This window comes from Vampirovibrionales bacterium, from assembly GCA_016712355.1.
In the GTDB taxonomy this organism is placed as follows: Bacteria; Cyanobacteriota; Vampirovibrionia; order Vampirovibrionales; family Vampirovibrionaceae; genus JADJRF01.
Map to the genome: position 1 here is coordinate 416,486 of JADJRF010000005.1, position 19,139 is coordinate 435,624.

Annotated in this window: 20 protein-coding genes; 12 read left to right on the forward strand and 8 right to left on the reverse strand. The window is 54.0% G+C overall.

Translation table 11 applies throughout. The features are described from left to right. Positions 1 to 96: 96 nt before the first annotated feature. The 5 genes from IPK79_03335 to IPK79_03355 all read left to right on the forward strand — a co-directional run bounded on the left by IPK79_03335 (position 97) and on the right by IPK79_03355 (position 6,356). Positions 97 to 666 carry a chemotaxis protein CheC gene (locus IPK79_03335; protein MBK8189461.1) on the forward strand — a complete coding sequence of 190 codons (570 nt, stop codon included), beginning with the start codon at positions 97 to 99 and terminating at the stop codon, positions 664 to 666. Positions 667 to 710: 44 nt separating this feature from the next. Then, complete coding sequence (locus IPK79_03340) at positions 711 to 1,082, forward strand: response regulator (protein MBK8189462.1); 372 nt, start codon at positions 711 to 713, stop codon at positions 1,080 to 1,082. Positions 1,083 to 1,158: 76 nt separating this feature from the next. Continuing rightward, on the forward strand, positions 1,159 to 3,741 hold the full coding sequence (locus IPK79_03345) for a response regulator (GenBank protein MBK8189463.1): 2,583 nt from the start codon (positions 1,159 to 1,161) through the stop codon (positions 3,739 to 3,741). After that, on the forward strand, positions 3,738 to 4,991 hold the full coding sequence (locus IPK79_03350; GenBank protein MBK8189464.1) for a response regulator: 1,254 nt from the start codon (positions 3,738 to 3,740) through the stop codon (positions 4,989 to 4,991). The genes IPK79_03345 and IPK79_03350 overlap by 4 nt, the downstream gene beginning before the upstream one ends. Positions 4,992 to 5,030: 39 nt before the next feature. After that, positions 5,031 to 6,356: an AAA family ATPase gene (locus tag IPK79_03355; GenBank protein MBK8189465.1), complete on the forward strand. Its 1,326-nt coding sequence runs from the start codon at positions 5,031 to 5,033 to the stop codon at positions 6,354 to 6,356. A gap of 4 nt (positions 6,357 to 6,360) precedes the next feature. Here the strand turns inward: IPK79_03355 and IPK79_03360 are convergent, their stop codons facing one another. The 3 genes from IPK79_03360 to IPK79_03370 form a co-directional block, all read right to left on the reverse strand. Then, positions 6,361 to 6,756, reverse strand: coding sequence for a hypothetical protein (locus IPK79_03360; protein MBK8189466.1), 396 nt, complete (start codon positions 6,754 to 6,756; stop codon positions 6,361 to 6,363). Between the two features lie 74 nt (positions 6,757 to 6,830). Further along, a complete protein-coding gene (locus IPK79_03365) occupies positions 6,831 to 7,529 on the reverse strand; it encodes a response regulator transcription factor (protein ID MBK8189467.1) in 699 nt (232 codons plus the stop codon). A gap of 60 nt (positions 7,530 to 7,589) precedes the next feature. Beyond that, complete coding sequence (locus IPK79_03370; protein ID MBK8189468.1) at positions 7,590 to 8,867, reverse strand: PAS domain-containing sensor histidine kinase; 1,278 nt, start codon at positions 8,865 to 8,867, stop codon at positions 7,590 to 7,592. Between the two features lie 294 nt (positions 8,868 to 9,161). Between IPK79_03370 and IPK79_03375 the strand changes: the two genes are divergently transcribed. Then, the gene (locus tag IPK79_03375; GenBank protein MBK8189469.1) at positions 9,162 to 10,241 is read left to right on the forward strand and encodes an ABC transporter permease; all 1,080 of its coding nucleotides are present in this window, start codon (positions 9,162 to 9,164) and stop codon (positions 10,239 to 10,241) included. After that, positions 10,241 to 11,335: an ABC transporter permease gene (locus IPK79_03380; protein MBK8189470.1), complete on the forward strand. Its 1,095-nt coding sequence runs from the start codon at positions 10,241 to 10,243 to the stop codon at positions 11,333 to 11,335. Before IPK79_03375 ends, IPK79_03380 begins: the two co-directional genes overlap by 1 nt. A 9-nt stretch (positions 11,336 to 11,344) precedes the next feature. Here the strand turns inward: IPK79_03380 and IPK79_03385 are convergent, their stop codons facing one another. Continuing rightward, entirely contained in the window at positions 11,345 to 11,800 is a 456-nt protein-coding gene (locus IPK79_03385) for a hypothetical protein (protein ID MBK8189471.1), read from the reverse strand. A gap of 177 nt (positions 11,801 to 11,977) precedes the next feature. Between IPK79_03385 and IPK79_03390 the strand changes: the two genes are divergently transcribed. Continuing rightward, entirely contained in the window at positions 11,978 to 12,727 is a 750-nt protein-coding gene (locus IPK79_03390; GenBank protein MBK8189472.1) for an SDR family NAD(P)-dependent oxidoreductase, read from the forward strand. 81 nt (positions 12,728 to 12,808) lie between these two features. On the opposite strand, the gene IPK79_03395 is transcribed toward IPK79_03390, so the two are convergent. From IPK79_03395 to IPK79_03405, 3 genes are all read right to left on the reverse strand, one after another. Continuing rightward, the gene (locus tag IPK79_03395; protein MBK8189473.1) at positions 12,809 to 13,930 is read right to left on the reverse strand and encodes a hypothetical protein; all 1,122 of its coding nucleotides are present in this window, start codon (positions 13,928 to 13,930) and stop codon (positions 12,809 to 12,811) included. A 177-nt stretch (positions 13,931 to 14,107) separates the two neighbouring features. Continuing rightward, positions 14,108 to 15,478: a hypothetical protein gene (locus IPK79_03400; protein MBK8189474.1), complete on the reverse strand. Its 1,371-nt coding sequence runs from the start codon at positions 15,476 to 15,478 to the stop codon at positions 14,108 to 14,110. A gap of 80 nt (positions 15,479 to 15,558) precedes the next feature. Continuing rightward, the gene (locus IPK79_03405; GenBank protein ID MBK8189475.1) at positions 15,559 to 15,843 is read right to left on the reverse strand and encodes a hypothetical protein; all 285 of its coding nucleotides are present in this window, start codon (positions 15,841 to 15,843) and stop codon (positions 15,559 to 15,561) included. Between the two features lie 47 nt (positions 15,844 to 15,890). On the opposite strand from IPK79_03405, the gene IPK79_03410 reads away from it, so the two are divergent. Beyond that, the gene (locus IPK79_03410; protein MBK8189476.1) at positions 15,891 to 16,691 is read left to right on the forward strand and encodes a hypothetical protein; all 801 of its coding nucleotides are present in this window, start codon (positions 15,891 to 15,893) and stop codon (positions 16,689 to 16,691) included. Positions 16,692 to 16,770: 79 nt separating this feature from the next. Beyond that, a complete protein-coding gene (locus IPK79_03415; protein ID MBK8189477.1) occupies positions 16,771 to 16,980 on the forward strand; it encodes a hypothetical protein in 210 nt (69 codons plus the stop codon). 6 nt (positions 16,981 to 16,986) lie between these two features. On the opposite strand, the gene IPK79_03420 is transcribed toward IPK79_03415, so the two are convergent. Then, a complete protein-coding gene (locus IPK79_03420) occupies positions 16,987 to 17,745 on the reverse strand; it encodes a hypothetical protein (protein ID MBK8189478.1) in 759 nt (252 codons plus the stop codon). A gap of 132 nt (positions 17,746 to 17,877) precedes the next feature. On the opposite strand from IPK79_03420, the gene IPK79_03425 reads away from it, so the two are divergent. Both IPK79_03425 and IPK79_03430 read left to right on the forward strand, forming a co-directional pair. Continuing rightward, a complete protein-coding gene (locus IPK79_03425) occupies positions 17,878 to 18,318 on the forward strand; it encodes a ribonuclease III (protein MBK8189479.1) in 441 nt (146 codons plus the stop codon). A 53-nt stretch (positions 18,319 to 18,371) separates the two neighbouring features. Continuing rightward, positions 18,372 to 18,992, forward strand: a complete 621-nt coding sequence (locus IPK79_03430) for a class II aldolase/adducin family protein (GenBank protein MBK8189480.1) — start codon at positions 18,372 to 18,374, stop codon at positions 18,990 to 18,992. Positions 18,993 to 19,139 lie beyond the last annotated feature (147 nt).

The following is a 19,139-nucleotide window of genomic DNA, read 5'->3' on the forward strand; positions in this document are numbered from 1 at the left end:
ATCACGTTATGCGCGCCAACCCCTAGAGTAAAAGAAGCGCTTTGCCCGACCCGACAGCGATGCTTTATCTCGCCCCAAACAGAGGATCACGCAATCATGTCCTACACCGCCCTACAACTGGACGCCCTTGCGGAAATGGGCAACATTGGAAGCGGAAACGCCGCCACCACGCTCTCTATTATGCTCAACTCAGCTGTGGATATGGAAGTTTCCGAAATCACGCTTTGTCCGGTGAAAGACTGCCTGAAAAGTATGGGCGTAGATAAGGACGATATTTTTTCAGTTATTCACGAAATTCACGGCGATCTGAACGGCCTCTTCTGGCTGGGCATCAAGCGCGACGGCCAAGTGGAAATCTGCACGCTCGTGGGGGGCGAGAAATTCGCCCATGACCCCTCCATCGTATTCGAAGTATCCAATATCCTCGGCGGAAACTACATTCGCGCGCTGGCAGATATGCTGGGCCTGGCCATCGAACTGGAGCCGCCCAACGCCATTGCAATAGACGACTATCTCCATGACAGCAAAGATCATGGCATCGATGTAAACGGTATCATTTTCATCAAAAATAAATTAATTATTATGGGAAAAACCATCGATTGCTTCATTAGCTTTGTCCTCACCAAAGAGTCTCAGCAAGCGTTATTAACGCGATTGGGCGTATAAACAAGAGCGCGTATCATGCGATAACGAACGGAGTTGGAATCACAATGAGCAAGAAACGTATTTTAATTGTTGATGACGCAACCTTTATGCGGTCTCTGCTGAAGGACATTCTCAGCCAGGGCGCCTATGAAGTTGCAGGAGAGGCCACCAACGGCCAGGAAGCCGTCGATTTCTACAAAAATCTCAACCCGGATCTCGTGACGCTGGACATTACCATGCCGGTTAAAAACGGCCTGGAAGCGCTTAGCGAAATTCTCAACTTCGACGCCAATGCGAAGGTGATTATGTGCTCTGCGATGGGCCAGCAAGCGATGGTGCTTCAGGCCATTAAAACCGGCGCAAAGGATTTCGTTGTAAAGCCGTTTCAGCCAGAACGGGTGCTGGAAGCCGTCGATCGCATTATCGGCGCCGCTTAAACTCATCTCAACAAGGCTGTAGCGGCGCTTTCCTGCCACACGCATCCAATTCATAAGGAGGCAGGGCGCTGTCCGAATGTACGCCAGAAAGCTATTAAACAAACTGAGCAACTCCTCTTTCGTCTCTGGGCGATGGGCTCGACAACGAGCGAAGGAGCCTTCAGCAATACATCCTTGGGCGACATTTTCGGCGGCGAAAGCCGAGTGGATCATTTATTTACCTGCTATTAGCGTATTTTTACTGACATGCGGCATCATTTTTTGGCCCTACGGAATCCATTCGGATCAATTATCCGAGCTTTTTCAGGTCGACAGTGACCATTTTTTTATCGTGATTGCATCGTTGACAACGACGAATCTTATCACCTTATACTCCTTGGCTGTTAATTTTTCAAAAAACCGTCTCAGCGAAAGGCTCAAAAGCAAGAGTCAAATCCTGGAATCCGCGTCGGACGGAATTATTGGGCTCGACAAAAAAGGCAATATTTTCTTCATGAACCGCGCGGCGGCGCGCATGCTGGCTCGCGATCCTGAAGAGGCAGTAGGGCAGCCTATTCATCATATTGTACATTACAAACGCCCTTCAGATTTATGTAGTTTTTCAGGCGACACTTGCAAATACATGGCCTGCTTCCACCAAAAATTGCCTCAAAAGACCTGTGAAGAAGTTTTTTTCCGGAAAGACGGATCCGAATTTCATATTGAATTCGAAGTCACGCCGGTGATGGATACAGAGGAGGTTATTGGCGCTGTCATCAGTTTCCGCGATATCGAGCTCCGCTTAAGAACCGAAGAAGAGCTCCGAATCGCGAAAACCTCTATTGAGAAGAGCCACGACGCCGTATTATGGATTAATCGCGCAGGCAATATTCGCTTCGCCAATACTCAGGCAAGCCAGATTTTTAAACGCAATCACGACGAGATGAGCGCGTTATCCGTATATGACCTATTCCCGGACATGAATCAGGGTCAGTGGAAAGCTTTTATACGATATTTTAGACGTTTCACATCCTCAAAAATTGAAAAAACGCTTTTCAGAGGGGATTGCGAGACAGGCATTACCGTAGAAATTAGCGTGGTTTATCTGGACACCAAAGAACTCTCATGCGTTTTTCTAAAAGATATCTCAGAGCGCAGAGCCGCTGAAGAAGCTTTACAGAACGCAAAAGATGAGGCGTTAAAGGCGTCCCGACTAAAGTCAGAGTTCGTCGCCAATATGAGCCATGAGATCCGAACGCCGATTAACGGCATTATTGGCATGAGTGAATTGTTGAGTGAAACGACATTGGAAGACGAACAACGCGAATATGCCGATTCCATAAGAAAGTCTGGAGAAGTTCTACTCGACCTGATTAATGATATTCTTGATTTTTCGAAGATAGAAGCCGGTAAAGTTTATCTGGATTTTGTTCCCTTCAACCTAAAAGAACTCTTAGAAACTGTCATTGAGATGATGACGCCTTTTTCTGAGAAAAAGGGCCTTTCTCTGTCTCTGCTTTATCCAGAATCAGTTCCACATCATTTTGTCAGTGATATGAACCGTATCCGGCAAGTGATTTACAATCTGGTTAATAATGCTATTAAATATAGTGATGAAGGATCTGTTGTAATTAGCGTCAATTGTGACTCTTGCCACAACCCTGAGTCGCAGGTGCATATTCGGGTACAAGACACCGGCATTGGCATCAGCCCTTACGAACAAGCAAGTATTTTCGACAAATTTACTCAAGCGGATTCCGGATCTGCGCGAGGCAAGACGGGAAGCGGCTTAGGGCTTGCCATCTGTCAACAGCTGGTCAGCCTGATCGGCGGAGAGATTGGCGTTGAAAGCGTTCTCAACCAGGGGTCTACCTTCTGGGTATCATTACCCATGATTGTTTTCCAACAGTACCCAGCCTCGTCGGAAATCGCAGGGACATATTATGCCCAGTACGATCTCCCCACGCAAAAATATCAACATAACACCGAAAATAAAACACCTGCCGTTCGGAATTTAAAAATTCTACTGGTTGAAGATAATCTTATCAACCAAAATGTAAGTTTATACATGTTGCGAAAACTGGAACATTCCGTTGAGATCGCCGCAAACGGGCTCGAAGCAGTAGAAATGGCCCGAAATTTCACCTACGATATTATCTTAATGGACTGCCAAATGCCGCACATGGATGGATACGAAGCGACCCGCGTCATTCGCGAATGGGAGAAACCGCTCGGCAAACACACGCCCATTGTCGCCATGACAGCCCATGCCATGACAGGCGATCAAGAAAAATGCCTACAGGTCGGAATGGATGGTTATATCGCAAAGCCTATTAAAAAAGCAGACCTCCAAGAAGCGCTTCACCGATTAACCTCTCATTTCAGACAAAGCTCTTGTCTCCCTGACCGCGCCCCCACACAGCCTATGCCTCCTATAATCAAGACAGAAACAGACACCGCGACTCCCGACAAGGAGACTTTACAAGAGACGCTGACGCAATTATATGCAATCGCGCAGGCCCATTCTTTAAGCGACATTCTGAAAAGAATCGAAGACATTCAGCGCCTCGCACAAAACGACCCTGAGCGCATCGACGCCGACTCGGTGAAGTGGATCCGCATCCAGATGGACAGATTGCTTCAAAGCGAACTTCTTGAAAAAAGGAAGCTATCGTCGTGAAAGTTCTGATTGCCGATGACGTCAGCTACAGCCTCAATGTAGCAAAAATAATTCTGCAAAAGGCGGGTTATGAGGTCCTGTGCGCCTCATGCGGCGAAGAAGCAATGGAGATTCTTCATCGAGAAAGTAATTTAGGGGCCGTCCTCATCGACTACCTCATGCCGGACATGAATGGCGTTGAGGTCTATCGAGAGTGCCAGAAATTAAAACGTTATAGCGGGCTTAATGTCGTCTTAATGCCGCCTTTTTTATTGCTTACGGCTGTCAGCGACGCACGCGTCTATGAAGAAGCGGAACGTCTGGGCTTTTTGAGCGTGCTACAAAAACCTCTCGATCCGCAAGAGCTCCTCGATATCATGAATGATATTCAAAGCGGAAAAGCGTTGGTTAACAAAGAAGAAAAATTCCTCAAGATTATGCTGGTGGAAAGCGCCGATTGCTTTCGAAAAACCATTGAAGAAGTGCTCTCTTCCACAGGCCATATCCTGTTTCGCGTAGGCTCGGCGCAAGAAGCAATCAATCATCTTAAACAGGATTTTACGATTTCGGTGATTATTTCCAATATTGCCCTCTCCGATATGGACGGGTTGGAATTTTTTCGGCAAGGGCTGGCCATCGAACGCTATAACGACGAAGGAGCCGTGCCATTGCCGCCGTTTATCCTTTTGGCGGAAAGTATTGATGCCGCCACATTACAAGATGCGCAGAAGCTTGGAATTGACGACTTACTGATTAAGCCTATTAATACAGATCGCCTCAGAAGCCGACTCACGGAAATTTATCTAAAGCAGAAAGGGCGGTCGCAAACAGAAAGTAGCTCTCAAAAAGTTCTCGTGGTGGATGACATTGGATTTATGCGATCTTTAATCAGCTCTACGCTTAATCAGCAGGGTCTTTCGGTCTTAACCGCCTCGTCTGGCGAAGAGGCCTATGACATGATTAAGCGAGATGAATCCATCGCCGTCATCGTAACCGACCTGTACATGCCCGAAATGGATGGGATTGAGCTGTTCAAAAAGTCTCAGGAGTTGTTTCGACGCCGGAATCCGCTTTATAACCCGGACACGAATCCATCATTTGTTTTAATTACGGCGTCCAGCGATTTTAAAACGCTTACCAGCGCAGAACAGGCCGGGTTTACAGACGTTTTACGAAAACCCCTTAGCATGGAAACCCTTTCTGAACGGATCCAGAAAATACTGGAAGACAAACGCGCTGCCAACACAACAACGCCAAACGCTACTTCCTGAGAATTTGTTCTTGAGAACCCAGAGGGGAGCTTAACGATAATGCCTTTTTCAAACGAGGACTCCGATAGCATGGTCTGTGAAGAAGCGCATCTGCGGGATTTCAAGCCGGTCCCGCCTCAAACGCTTCAGGAAACCGGACTCAATGAGATCCTGATCGAAGATTTAATTTTAAAATGGCTTTTCTCCAATGGCGTAATGTCCGGACGCGCAGTTGCGTCTACGCTATGTCTGCCCTTCAGCTTATTAAAGCCAATTCTGGCAGATCTCAAAAACAGGATTCTGGTTGAACACAAATCCACCACCGGGGTTGGGGATTTTCTCTATGCGCTGACCGATCTGGGTCGCGAAAAAGGCCTTGTCGCCATGGAATACTCAGCTTACGTAGGCCCCGCGCCTGTTCCCATGGACGCCTATCTGACCAGCGTTGAGGCGCAGTCGATTCGAAATGAGCAGCCGGGAGAAGCCGAACTGCTTCAAGCTTTCTCTGATTTATTGTTGCCCTCCAGCGTATTTGAGATCCTGGGCCCTGCCGTCAACTCGGGGCGCGGATTGTTTTTATACGGAGCTCCCGGCAACGGAAAAACCTCGATCGCTGAGCGGATTTGTCGATGTTTTGGGGACGTTATTTATCTCCCGAAAGCGCTTCTAACCGACGGACAATTAATCAAACTCTACGATCCGCAATGTCATCAGGCCATTGAAACGCAAACGGAATCGCTATTGCCTTCATACGATCAACGATGGGTTCTGGTGCAACGGCCGGTGGTAATGGTAGGCGGCGAATTAACGATGGAATCGCTTGAAATAAAGTTTAATCCCATTCTCAAAATTTCAGAAGCGCCGCTTCAGCTCAAAGCCAACTGTGGCGTATTTTTAATTGATGACTTTGGCCGACAGCGCATTTCCCACGAAGAATTACTCAACCGCTGGATTGTACCTCTTGAAAAACGCGTCGATTATCTTTCGTTGCCCAATGGCAAAAAAATTGAGGTCCCCTTTGACGAACTTATTATCTTTTCGACCAATCTGGATCCCGCCCAACTGGTAGACGACGCCTTTTTAAGGCGGATTCCGTATAAAATTCATGTCGCGGATCCAGAAGAAAGCGCGTTTAAAGCGCTCATGCGTTTTATGGCGCCGCGTTATGGCATTATTTTTAACGAAGACGCCTTTGAGCATCTGGTGGCCGCGCATTATCGCGGTCGACGGCCTTATCGCGCGTGTCAGGCGCGCGATCTGCTGGAGCAGATCGTTAATGCCGCCGCTTACGCCAGAACAGAGCCCTTAATGACCCCTCAATCGTTAGACGGGGCTTGCCGCAATTATTTCGCCGCGATGAGCAACCTTCCAGACGAGCGCGTATAACGCCCTAAAGAAAACGCATTCTGAACGAATACCACAAAATATGCAATTTTTGTTGGTAAGAGAGATTTAGCGTAAGCAATAATTTATCTGCATCATCGCCAGAGACGAATCGCATCTCATTGCAATCGTTCCTGTAAAGATAGCCGTGTTCTAGAATTCTGGAAAAATCCAACGCTATTCGCAAAGCTATAAACAGATTAGGAGAAATTTCTTTTCCAAGAACAATTTGACTCTCGTTGAGGGATTTGCGAGCGCGCGCCTCATCAAGGCCGATTATCTTAGAGAGGTACGTGCAATCGCAAAGCCGCCGAGCCACGGGCTGATAAGTGACTCCGCTACGCAGCGGCTGGCACAGAACGTCCGTCCCGAATCGAGTGGGCAGAATCGATAAAGGAGTCATGATGCACTATCCCCACGGGACGTTCACTGACGACTCGCATGATAAATGCGCTCAAGCCCAGAAATTGTCCCGCGCTAGCAGTAGCCTTCTTTGATGGCCTTCACAGCGGCCTGTGTACGGTCGTCCACGGCAAGCTTCTGAATGATGTTGCCCACATGCGCCTTGGCGGTGTGCGTGGTCACTTCCAGCGCCTGGGCGATCTCCTTGTTGCTCTTGCCTTCCACAATCAGTTGCAGCACTTCGATTTCGCGCTCGGTAAGATCGGCGTTATAACGCTTACGCGGAGCGCCGGCTCCCATCGCGCCGGAAGCAGGCGCGGAAGGACGGGCGACATCAGCCGCAGCCACCGCTTGACGCCCGGAAGGAATGGCAGCCAACACCAGACTCGCAATAGCCGGATCCAGCCACACGGCGCCTTCCTGCACCATGGCCAGAATCTGGCAGAGACGCTCGACTTTGATGTCTTTCATGCAATACGCGTCCGCCCCGGCGGCCAGCGAGGCGAAGACTTCCTCTTCGTCTTTATGCGAGGTGAGCATCACGATCTTAATATTGGGATATTTGCGTTTAATCAGGTGGGTGGCTGTGATTCCATCCATCACCGGCATGCCGATATCCATCAGGATAATATCGGGTTGCAGATCGTCGGTCAGACGCAGCGCGTCGCGGCCATTTTCCGCCTCGCCGACAATTTCGACGCCGGGGCTCTCTTCCAGCGCCATCACCAGACCATAACGCACCAGTTCGTGGTCTTCAGCGATAAGCGCCTTCAGGCGGCGGGGCGAATCAGCGGCCATGACGTTTCCTTCCGGTTACAGGGCGAATCGGGCAGGCTAGACGCCTTTAGCAGGCGGCTCCTTGTGCCTCATGGCGTGAGGCGATGGGTATTTAGGTTGCGAGGGGTAGCGAGGCAGCGTCAAGAAGAAAGACGTTCCTTTGCCCACTACGCTCTCCACCCGGATCTTACCATTATGCAGGCCCATGATCATCTTGCAGATGTAAAGCCCCAGGCCTGAGCCGATTTTTTTACGCGTGCGATGCACGACAAAAAAGCGGTCGAACAGATGCGGCAGCACGTCGGGCGCAATACCCGGTCCGTTGTCACGACACTCGATCTCGACGTAATGGTCATGAATGACGTCGCGCAGCTCCACGCGACTGTCCGGCGGTACGTGATCCACCGCATTGCCAATTAAATTGATAAAGACGCGCTTAAGCTGATGCCGATCGCCGGGAATATCCGGCAGCGATTTTTTAAGGCGATTAATCAGCGTAATGCCTTTGCTCTCGGCCAGTAACGACACATCGTTGAGACTTTCGCCCGCCAGCTCGGCGAGATTCACAGGCTCCATCCGCAAGTGAATCTTGCCGGCTTCGTACTGATTAATCTCCAGCAGCTTGCCGACCATCTCGAGCAAGCCCGCATTGCTCTTTTCCAGGCGTTCGAACAAACCCGCCAATCGTTCGGGAAGTTGTGACTTGTGGGTATCCATAATCTCAAAGGCCCGTTGCTGGGCCACCAGCGGCGTGCGCAAATCGTGCGTCAGCGCAGAAATGAACGTCTCACGCAGGCGCTCGCTCTCCTGAAGCTTTTCGATGGTTTCGCGCAACTCGCGATTGGCGCGGTTTAACTCGGCGGTTCGTTGCGCAACGCGCTGCTCCAGCGCTTCGTTCATTTGATGAATTTCCGCTTCCATCGCCTTACGGCTGGTAATTTCGTAGCGAATGGAGACGTAACGATACGGCTTGCCGTTGTCTTTAAGCAGCGGCACAATCGTGGTGTCCACCCAATACAGTGCGCCATCTTTTGCGCGATTCTGGATCTCGCCGCGCCAGACGCGACCGGCGGTAATGGTGCGCCACATGTCGGCGTAGAAAGCATCCGAATGCGAGCCGGACTTGAGAATGCGATGATTACGCCCGATAAGTTCTTCGCGCGGGTATTTTGAAATCTCGCAAAACTTGGGATTGGCGTAAATAATATCGCCGCGCACGTTGGAAATCGCCACAATGGCCGAGGCGTCCAGCGCAAACTTGACGTCCTGTAAATCTTTGAGCGTCTTTTTCAGGATGCGCTCATAACGATCCGGTAAAGTAGCGGCGGGCGTCATAACACAGGCTTTCTCCTTACGCGTTGCGCGCGATGACAGAACAACCGGAATGCTGGCGCACGCTCCCTGTTCAAACAATCTCTCGCGAGAGACGCGGGGGCGTCTCCGTGCGCATGGCGCCCAGCGTTGGCGCGCTGAATGGCATTACTTTATCACAATCTGTCGCTTCGTCCCCTGCCGCATAACAACCGGCATCGTCATCAGCTTCGGGTAGAATGGAGACAACGGCCATCGGACTGAGCCTTATGGTAACGCCGCCGTTTATCCAGGCTGCTTTGTAGTGATGCGAGTTTTATGCCGCTTTTTTTGGTGATCTTGAAACGCCTGCTGGCAGCGATTCCCACCTTGCTGGCCGTCTCGATTCTGGGTTTCGCCTTAATGCGCTTTGACTTCGGCGTGGTTGAGATCCCATGGATCGACGGTCAGCGCCACGTCATCGCGCTGAAGAACCCTATTGATCCGCTCGCCTCGCTCAAACGCAACCCGGCGCTCACAATAGAAGATTACGAACGCGAGCGCCGCCGCCTGGGGCTGGACCAGCCCCTGCATATTCAGTACGGCCTCTGGTTGGGACGTCTGTTGCACTTCGAGCCGTTGGCGCTGGCGCAAGGCCGCTGGCTGGACTTCTTCAAGCCAGATCTAGGCAAGAATTTTAACAATGAAGATGTCGCTACGCTGCTGGCTCAGCGAGCAGGCAACACCCTGCTGCTTAATGCGCTGGTAATTCTCCTGACCTGGCTTATCGCATTGCCCTTGGGCGTATTTGCGGCCTTGCGCTGGCGCAGCCTCGCCGATCGCGCCCTGACGCTGATTTCAGCCGTTGGCATGGCGGCCCCGCGCTTTGTCGTCGCCCTGCTTGTGGGCGTGTGGATCGTCAAGACCGGCTGGCTGCCGTTGGGCGGCATTACCAGCGATAATTTCACGCGTCTGGGATTCTGGGACAAGCTGGGCGATCTGGCCGCGCACCTAATTGCGCCGGTCGCCGTTCTCACGTTTGGAGGCATTGCAGGCCTGCAACGGCAGATGCGCGGCAATCTGCTGGACGTACTGCAAAGCGAATACGTCCGCCTGGCCCGCGCCAAAGGCCTGCCGGAAGGGCGGGTCGTGTATCGTCACGCCGTGCGAACGGCCATCAACCCGATGATTACGATGCTGGGTTATGAATTCTCCTCGCTGCTAAGCGGCGCGTTGCTCGTCGAAATGGTGTTGAATTATCCCGGATTGGGCCAATTGACGTACAAAGCGGCGCTGGAAACCGACGCCAATATGGTGATGGCCTCTCTCATCCTGTCGGCGGCAATGCTGGCGCTGGGCAACCTGCTGGCGGATATTCTGCTCAAGCTGGCCGATCCACGCATTGAGGCCAGCGTATGATGAAGTTTCCAAAACCCGCCCCCCCCGGCAGACGATTACCAGCAGTTTTTCGCGATCGCGCCGCATTTTGGGCCTTATTGGTATTAATTGCGCTTTACGCCGCCGTAGCATTCGCCGATTTTATCGCGCCCTATGGCGAGCAATGGAGCGATCGCGCGCTGGCCAATGCGCCGCCGACGCCCGTGTATTGCATGGACGCCACAGGCGCGATCACGTGGCCCTACGTCCTACGGGTGGAGCGTCGTTTTGACGCCAAGTCCCTGGAATACCGCTTTGCGCCGGTTCTGGGCGAACGTTATCCGATTCGACTGCTTCCCAAAAGCGATTCTGCGCGCTTGTGGGGGATCATCCCCATTGGACACCGGCTGATGGGCGTTGATGCGCCGGCCCGACTGTCGCTGTTAGGGCTCGACGTCAACGGACGCGATAACTTCTCGCGGCTGCTCTATGGCGGGCAAATCTCGCTGACCATCGGCTTTATCAGCCTGCTGATTTCGATTCCCATCGGCCTGTTATACGGCGGCGCGTCGGGTTATTTCGGCGGATGGCTCGATATGGCCATGATGCGCGTGGCCGAAGTGATTATGAGCATTCCCTCCCTTTATTTGCTGATTACGTTGGCTTCAATTATCCCGTCCGGCTTATCAAGCACGCAGCGTTTTACCATGGTGGCGGCCTGTCTGGCGGCCATTGGCTGGGCCGGATTCAGCCGCATTATTCGCGGGATGACGCTGGGCTTACGTAAACAGGAATTCGTCGAAGCCGCCCGCGCGATGGGCGCAGGCCACGGCCGGATTATTCTGCGCCATATCCTGCCGCAGACAGCCAGTTTTGTGATTGTAGCGCTCACGCTTGCCGTCCCGGACAGCATTCTGATGGAATCGGGCCTGAGTTTTCTGGGGCTGGGCATCCAGCAGCCCGACGCGAGTTGGGGCAATATGCTTAAAGACGCGCAAACCATCTCCAACGTGCTATACAGCCCCTGGATGCTGGCGCCCGCCCTGCTGATTTTTATCGCCGTGCTGGCCTTCAACGTGCTGGGCGACGCCGTACGCGACGCGCTCGATCCGCGCAGCCAATCGCGATCGCGTTAGAAGCCCCTCTCAACGGGCGGTGTTAATCTTTTCCAAACGGTATTCCCGAATGTCGGGATTTTGGGGAGACTCTCGACAATCGACGCGAAGCAAGCATCTTTCAAGACGGGTGTTCAATTCCTTTAACGACTGATGTACCCGCGTCATCTGCTGATACGACATTTTATCATCGCCACGCGCCCGCTCATAAAGAGAACGCGCCCCAACCCAGGGCTCTTCCGTCTGCCATTGCTGAAGTAACGCATGTATAAACAGGAACAGCGCAAACGGCGACGGATAAACATCCCGTTCATAAACGTGAGGACGCTTCTCACGATTCAGCACAACCCCATTCAAGGTACAGTTGGTTGTACTGGGCTCATAAACCAGCGTAAAGCCTCCCGTGGCTGACTCCAGTCGTTTGGCAAGAGTTGACGGCCCGAGAAAAGAGGGCTGAGCGCGATTAGCGTCCGATATAAGCGCCATCTGAAGGTGATGTCCTTAATAGAGGGTGGAGGCGGGGTCGAGAAAGATATGTTCAAAGACCGCAACGGTCTTCGCTGTCATGTAGAACAACGCGCTGCATCCTAAATTGCGTCAGTTGCAGTGATAGAATAAGGCCTCGCCACGCCCCCAGCACCCCCCACCCATAAGGAACCTCCGATGTCTTCCTCCTCATCTCCTACCTCCGCTCCCGTTGCGCTGATTACCGGCGCAAGCAGCGGCATCGGGCGCGCCATCGCCCACGCGCTCGCCGAAGATGGCTTTCATCTGGCGCTAAACGGCCGTTCGCCCGATAAGCTTTCGGCGCTGACGCACGCCCTGGGAGCCCGTTATCCTGACGCGTCCTTGCGCGCCCTTGTCGCCGACGTGTCACGCGCCGACGAGGCCCAACGTCTGGTACGCGAAACCCTTGAGGCCTTCGGGCGGCTGGACGTGCTGGTCAACAATGCGGGCGTGGCCTGCAAAATCGGCCTGCTGCAAGAAGTGAGCGCCGAGGACGTGCATCGTCTGCTCGATATTAATTTGAAGGGCGCGATTTTCATGATGCAGGCGGCGCTGACTCATGCGATGGTCGCCCAGCAAAGCGGCGTGATTCTCAATATTAATTCTATCGCCGGGAAGACCGCCTTCCCGTATTGGGCCGTGTATGACGCGTCCAAGTTTGGCCTGCGGGCGGTCACCGAAGCCGTCGCCGACGAGCAGCGCCGCAACGGCATTCGCGTCTGCGGAATTTATCCCGGCGCGGTGGATACGCCCATCTGGGACGCACTGGAGCTGGATCATGCCCCGGACCCCAACGGCATGCTCTGCGCGGACACGATTGCCGACGCCGTGCGTTATATCCTTCGTCAACCCGCGTCGGCGCACATCAGCGAATTAACGCTGGCCCCCTTGCGCCCCGCCCTCTAAATAAAAATCCGGGGATGCGCTGTCGTACGCATCCCCGGCCCGGAGAGGGTTATTTGGAAGAGTCAAAGCATTTACAGAGAATTAGTCTAATGAGCTAGCGCCCACCTGCGCATTACCTTTTCTAAGCTTTGCGAATTCTTCAGTAATCTCTTGATTTAAAGATTTTTGTGGAGGACTCGCATTAACCGCTGCATTTAATGAGCCATTAGGTTCAGTTGCTACTTTCGTTGACCCGGGATTTCTCAGCAGGTAAGCATCATAGACAGAGGGATTTTTGGAAGCCGCAACGTTCGATTGGGATGTTTGAGATGCCGCAGCATACGGGTTGCTTGTGACGTACCCGCCATGCATCTCATCTGCGACGACTGATTGGGAAGACGTTTTAGCCGAAGAAGAAGAAGAAGAAGAAGAAGAAGCTGCAGGAGCCGGAGCCGGATGGCCTTCAGCAGCCGCTTTATAGGCTTTGCGGGCCTTGTCAAACTCCTTGCCTTTTACTGTCTTGGGACCCTTTTCAAATATCGTCTTAGTCGTGCTCTTGATCGTGGCAGAGTCACCGCGATCGAAAGCGTCAAGAGCAGCTTGAGCGCGGGCTTTCTGGCCGGGTTTGACGTTTTTCGCCGCGCGGTCATGCTCTGACTGCACCATGGCGCGCAGCTTATCGGTAGCCGACTGCAGCGGGCTTTGATTTTCGTATGCTTTTTCAAGCAGACCGAAGGCCTTGTCAAATTCTTTTTTGGATTTATCTTTAATGCCGCCGGCTTTAGCAGCGCTCGCCTGTCTGAACAAATCGCCCAATGAGGCAGTCTTACTATTGACCGCGTCGATAAACGACTTGAAGGCGCTGTTGGAATCTTTGCCGTTAACGCCGTCAAGCTTTTTGGCCAACTTATCGCGAACCAGATCAGCGGTCACAATAGGCTTCGAGCCATTGGCGTCTTCCAGCGCGCGGTTGAATTGATCGGCGGTAGCTTCTTTGATTTTGCCTTTTTGGGTACGACGCACGTAAATGGTTTTATCGCCGATCTCGATAGAGGCGTGCGCGCCTTTTTTGAGCTGTTTCCCAAGCAGCTTTTTCGCGGCTCTTTTGGGATGTTTTCCCGGTTCGAGCAGCGTGGTCAGCGTTTTCGTTTTACGAAAGCCTTTAATCCCGTTTTTCAGGGCGTCTTCACCGCCAGCAGCGACCAATATTCTAGAAATCGACATCGTCTATAACCCTCTTCGTTCTAAGAACCCTGTCCGAGTTGGTTGACTGTGTGCGGATAAAGATCACTCAAGGGGTTTTTGTGTCATTGACGAGTGGCTTCGCACACAAATTGTTACAATAGAGGGGACAGCGCCTCGCTCCAGCAGTGGGGAGACGGGCCTGCTTTTGAGGCGACATCAGCCGGAGGCGGCCCCAAATGCCTGCGAAAAGGTATTGGCGCGGCGAAGGCCATAATAGGGGACTGTCGCGGAAGCGCCGAGGCTCCAGGCTGGGGGAAAAGTCCGGCTGACAGATGCGTTTTGTTGCTGACGCCGGTTAAAACGCATGCGCGTGACGGCGTAAGCGCTGAGGTTCAGGCCGATGCTCATCACCAGAGCCGAGAACATGTACTTGTTGGGAGCGATACGCTGAAAGCCGCGTTGGACCGCGTCTACTTGGGTCGGCGTCAGGGCTGTTTTGGGAGATGCCTGCAATCGCTCCAACTGCTGCGCGATTTCTTCGCCCGAACGCACCATATTCAGGTTCAGAAAATGCGTCGGCGTTACAGCATCCCGAAGCATCTGAGACCACGATTTATTGAGATACGCCACGCGATCGCCAATACGGGCGCCATCGGCTGAGCCGGGCAGAGGGCGGCGTTGCGCGAACCACGCGGCGGCGTTGGCGATCAGCTCTTGCCCAAATACAAGATAGGGGGCGACGATTCCCAGACGCAGGGCGGTTTCTTTGCGTTCCAGCGAATCGCGCGCGGCGTCGAGATAGCTTATAACGCCGGTGGTAACCAAAGCCGCCAGCAAAGGTTTGGTAATATCAAAAACGTTCTCCAGCTTGCCGGAATCGGGATGGAAATGCCCCCCAAAGTCGACGTAACGCAATAGCTTTCGCACGCCCGCCTCAATTGCGCCGGAGCGCTTGACCAGCGTCGGCAGCGCCAGCGCCGCCACAAAGAGCCCGGCCGTCGTCAGGCCGACTTGCCGCAAGCGACGATGGCCTTTTTCAATCGGGTCCTGTTCGTCTTGGGCGGTAAAATTCCGCGCCGACTCCAGACCCGCCACCGCCGTGAAATTCTTGACCCCGAAGACTCTGGCGGTGATCATATTACGCACCGGCTGAATCAGGTATTCAAAGCCGCCCGCAAGGGCCAGCATCCCGGCCAGCGCCCCGGCCTTGGCCGCCACCAGGCTTTTTGGAATCGCGCGCCCCAGTTTGGCTTCGAGTTCGCGCGTATGCGCGCCGACCTCCTGCCAAGCCTCTGACGACACGCCGCCACGCCGCGCAAAAAGCTTGCCCAGACCATAATGTCCCATCGCCGGCAGGCCAAAATAAAACGCGAGATCTTCAACGAATTCCAGAAAGGTTTCTTCAAAGGCTTGCGGCCAACTCCGCACCGTCGGCATTTTAGGCGCCCATACGCCAGCCGTATCTCCCCAGAACTGCGTCATCGCGGTTTTGGTAAAAACGCCCGATCCAAAGCGCGCACGCTCGGCGTTGACTGGCGCCAGGGGCTGGCGGCGGCCTGCGAGGTTTGGAATTACGAAGTCGTTCATGTGCATTGATTCCACTAAAAAACCGGCCCTGCAGAAATTGCGGGAGGCCGGTCGCGACGCGTATAGGACGGAAAAGAATCTTAACGCGCGGGTGTGGGGGCGGCATCCTCGCAAGTGACCATACGCATGCTTTCCATCATCATAATGACGATGGGCGCAGGCGTCAGAGAGGTCGTCAAGCGAGGCATTGGGTCGTCGGGTTTCTCAGTGCAGGAAATTTTGCCGGTTAATGGGCGATTCAGTTTCATAAAAACCGCCAGTGGGCAATAATTTACCACGCGCGTCGTGAGAGTCAATCGCGCATGGACCGCGACCTTTTCGCCAGAAGCAATTGCGCCTACAATTCGGGTATAACAGTTGGACATGCCAGCGTCGTCCGTATCGCGGCGCGCCTTGCGACTGAGGATTCTAAATGAACGTCTGTCTGCGTAATGGCTTACGTCTCTGCTGTCCAGGCTTTGTTCTGATCGCGATGGCGATTACCACAGGCTTGTCGCTGGCGGACGGCGACCCTGCCTTGCCGCCGTCCGCTGTCAGCGGGGCGACAAGCGCAGCTTCTGGCAACTCACCGCAAACGGCGCGCCAGGCCGCGCCCGCCGCCGCAAGCGTTTCGATTGCCACGGTAGGCTTTGTCATGAAAGAAGACGCGGAAACGGCGTTTCTGGACAAGCTGCAAACCTGGCGTTTACACGCCAGAGCCCCCGCACCTCTGGCCATTCAGGAGGAGTTAGCGGCGGCGGCGGATGCGCAAAGCAGCGTTGATGTCCCGTTGAGCATCTGGCGCGCGCAAGGCGGCCCGCATCCATGGCGCTTTCGCGCGCAGGCCCATCTGGTTAACGCCAGCGAACGCGCCTGGCTTAACGTCCGGGTAGAATTTCGCTGGAGCGGACAAATCGGCGATTTATTAGCGGATCCCGATCTCTTGCTGACAGATTACGACTATCTGGCCGCCACCGCGCGATGGCGCGTCATCCGAACAGAAACCGTGACACTGGCCGCGCTCGCCCCGCAAGAAGATGCGCTGGCGACCAGTCAGCCCTTTTCTGTTTTCGGATTTCTACAGGACTATCCCAACCAGTGGCCGCGAGCGATGCGCGTTCAGGCGCGAATCCTGCGCCCGGCCGGGTCTGGAGGCGGTCAGAGCGCCCAAATCGAGCTCATCCCGGATCATTTTATTCTGCCGGAATCGACCGGACGACGTCTGGTGCGATAAGGCCGGGCGCAGGCAATTTCAAGGCCCTTTTTGGTTTTATTTTTATATATTTTATATATTTGACGAAAGAGGCCCCTGGATGCCCCTGTTGATTCTCTGGATATTGACCGCAGCCGGATGCCTGAGCCTTGGCCTGATTCTCGGCGCCGGATGGGGCGACGCCTCGTGGCTGCAATCGTTCAGCGACAATCTGGATCTGTCCGACGCCGCAAGCGTCGGCGTCATTGTCGTGATGTTTGGCGCGCTGGCGATCGCCTCAAGCGCGACTCGCGTCCGTATTCGCTGGTAGCGGAGCTTATCTTCTGCCCTGCGCCTGCTGAAGTTCCTGACAACGCAGTTCCAATTGCTGAATGCGCTGAGAGGCTTGGTTCAACTGCGTCCGCAGGCGATCCATTTCCACCGAGGCGCCTTCATTGGCGTCCTGGCCACCCATATTCAGAAGCGTTTCGGCCCGGATGACTTTTTTGCTCTCTTCTTTCAAGAGCAGGATGCCTTCACTGTCCTGGCGATTGATATAGCCCAGATTAATCAGCACATTGGCGATACCCGTGCGTTCGCCCAGAGATTCATCAATATACATCTGCGTGCGCAGGGCCTGATCCAGTTGTTCGATGGTGAGCCGACCAATTTTAACGAGATATTCCCCCAAGCGGATTTTACCGCCCAGATACGTCAACGTCGCCATAATCACCCCGGATTTTGGCGGCAGCAGAAGATTTCGGTCCAGCGCGTCCAGCAGCAGAATCGCCGTCTGCTCCAGGCTCCAGCCATTCATAATGGCCATGTCCATGACCGTTTTTTTGTAGCGGGCAAAGTGCAATACTTTCACCAGCGCTGCGGGGGCTTGCCCCGAGGGCTGCTGTGATTGGGAAGTCAGCTCTGGCCGCCAGATTTGCAGCGTGTCGGCAGGCGAATAGGCGGTAAGCGTGGCGCTCGACAGGGCGCGCTCCAGCTCTTGCCTCAAAACTGCGTAAATTACCTGCTTAACCCATAACGGCAGTTGTTCCAACTGCTGAGTCAGCTTTTCAAAAGGCGTCAAAGAGGCGGCGCTCATTCTTTTCATCCGATTTACGTCGTATGATGGCGCCCGCAGGGGGACGCGCTTCCATTCCACAGCGTAGCCTATCGACGCCTGCGCGATGACCTCTGAATAGAGGGTTTGCTGACTTCTTTCGATGGCCCGCTCATGACCGAACACCACCCGCTCTCCACCCCCGAACCCGCTGACCCGCGGCTCGAATCGTCTCCCCGCCTGATGGCCTATCTGGGAGACGCGGTCTACGAATTGAGGATTCGACAATGGCTCCTGGAGACATTATTTCCAGACAATGCCCTCTTATCAGATGACCTGCATCGCCGCACGACACGCCTGGCCCGGTGCGAATTCCAGGCCCGCGCCCTGGAATCGATCATGCCCCACCTTGATGACGCCGAGCTAGCATTTGCGCGACGCGCTCGCAACCTGAGCATTCCGGTGGGACGTCGCTCGCAGCAAGCCAGCTATCGACAAGCAACCGCCTTTGAAGCCCTCATTGGACACTGGAGCCGCACGAACCCGACGCGGATGGAGGCCATCTGGGAACGCCTCAAGCCCTTATTGGCGCAAGAACAGCAAGACCCCGCGTGACGCTGAGGCGCTCTTAATGCTACAGTAAGCGCGAGGAAGGATTTTTCACCCGAATGACGGAGCCGTCGTTTTTTTCGCTCCCTGAGGCGTGTCGCAGGCTGTATGCCCAAGGCTTGGTGCATGGCTGCGCGGGCAACGTGAGCGAACGAAGCGGCTCAGACATGCGGATTACCGCCAGCGGGGCCAGCTTTGAATCGCTACAGGAAAGCGATGTGACCGTGGTCTCACTGACTGCGCCTGAACAAGGCCAAGTCGCCACGCCGCGCCCTTCCTCTGAGTGGCGAGTCCATCGGGCGATATATCTGGCAAACCCTCGTATCTCCGCGATCGTCCATGCGCATCCCACGTACGCCACTGCCTTCTCAGTGGCGGGAGAATCGATGGAGACGCCCTTTCTGAGTGAGATGATCGCCCTCTTAGGGCCGATTCCCCTTCTGCCTTTTGAGCCGCCCGGCTCTCAAGCCTTGGCGGATGCGCTGGGGCATTGCCTACAGGATCATCACGGCGCTTTACTGGCGAATCATGGGGTGTTTTCCGTAGGGACATCCTTACAAGAGGCCTTTATGCGGATGACGCTCATTGAGGCGCAGGCCAAAACACTGATTTACGCCCGTCAACTTGGCGCCCCCCGCCCCTTGACGCCGGATCAGCTTGCCCAGATGGCGCCCTGCTAATCTCTCACGTCGCAAATGCGCTGGGCAACAAGGCCGTGAATCGTGGTATAGTGATTTTCAGTCTGAGCGTCAAGGCCTTCAAACACCTGCGCGCAAGACATTAGGCTTACAGCCTTATCTAGTTGGTGAATGGGCGTTTTCGGCATG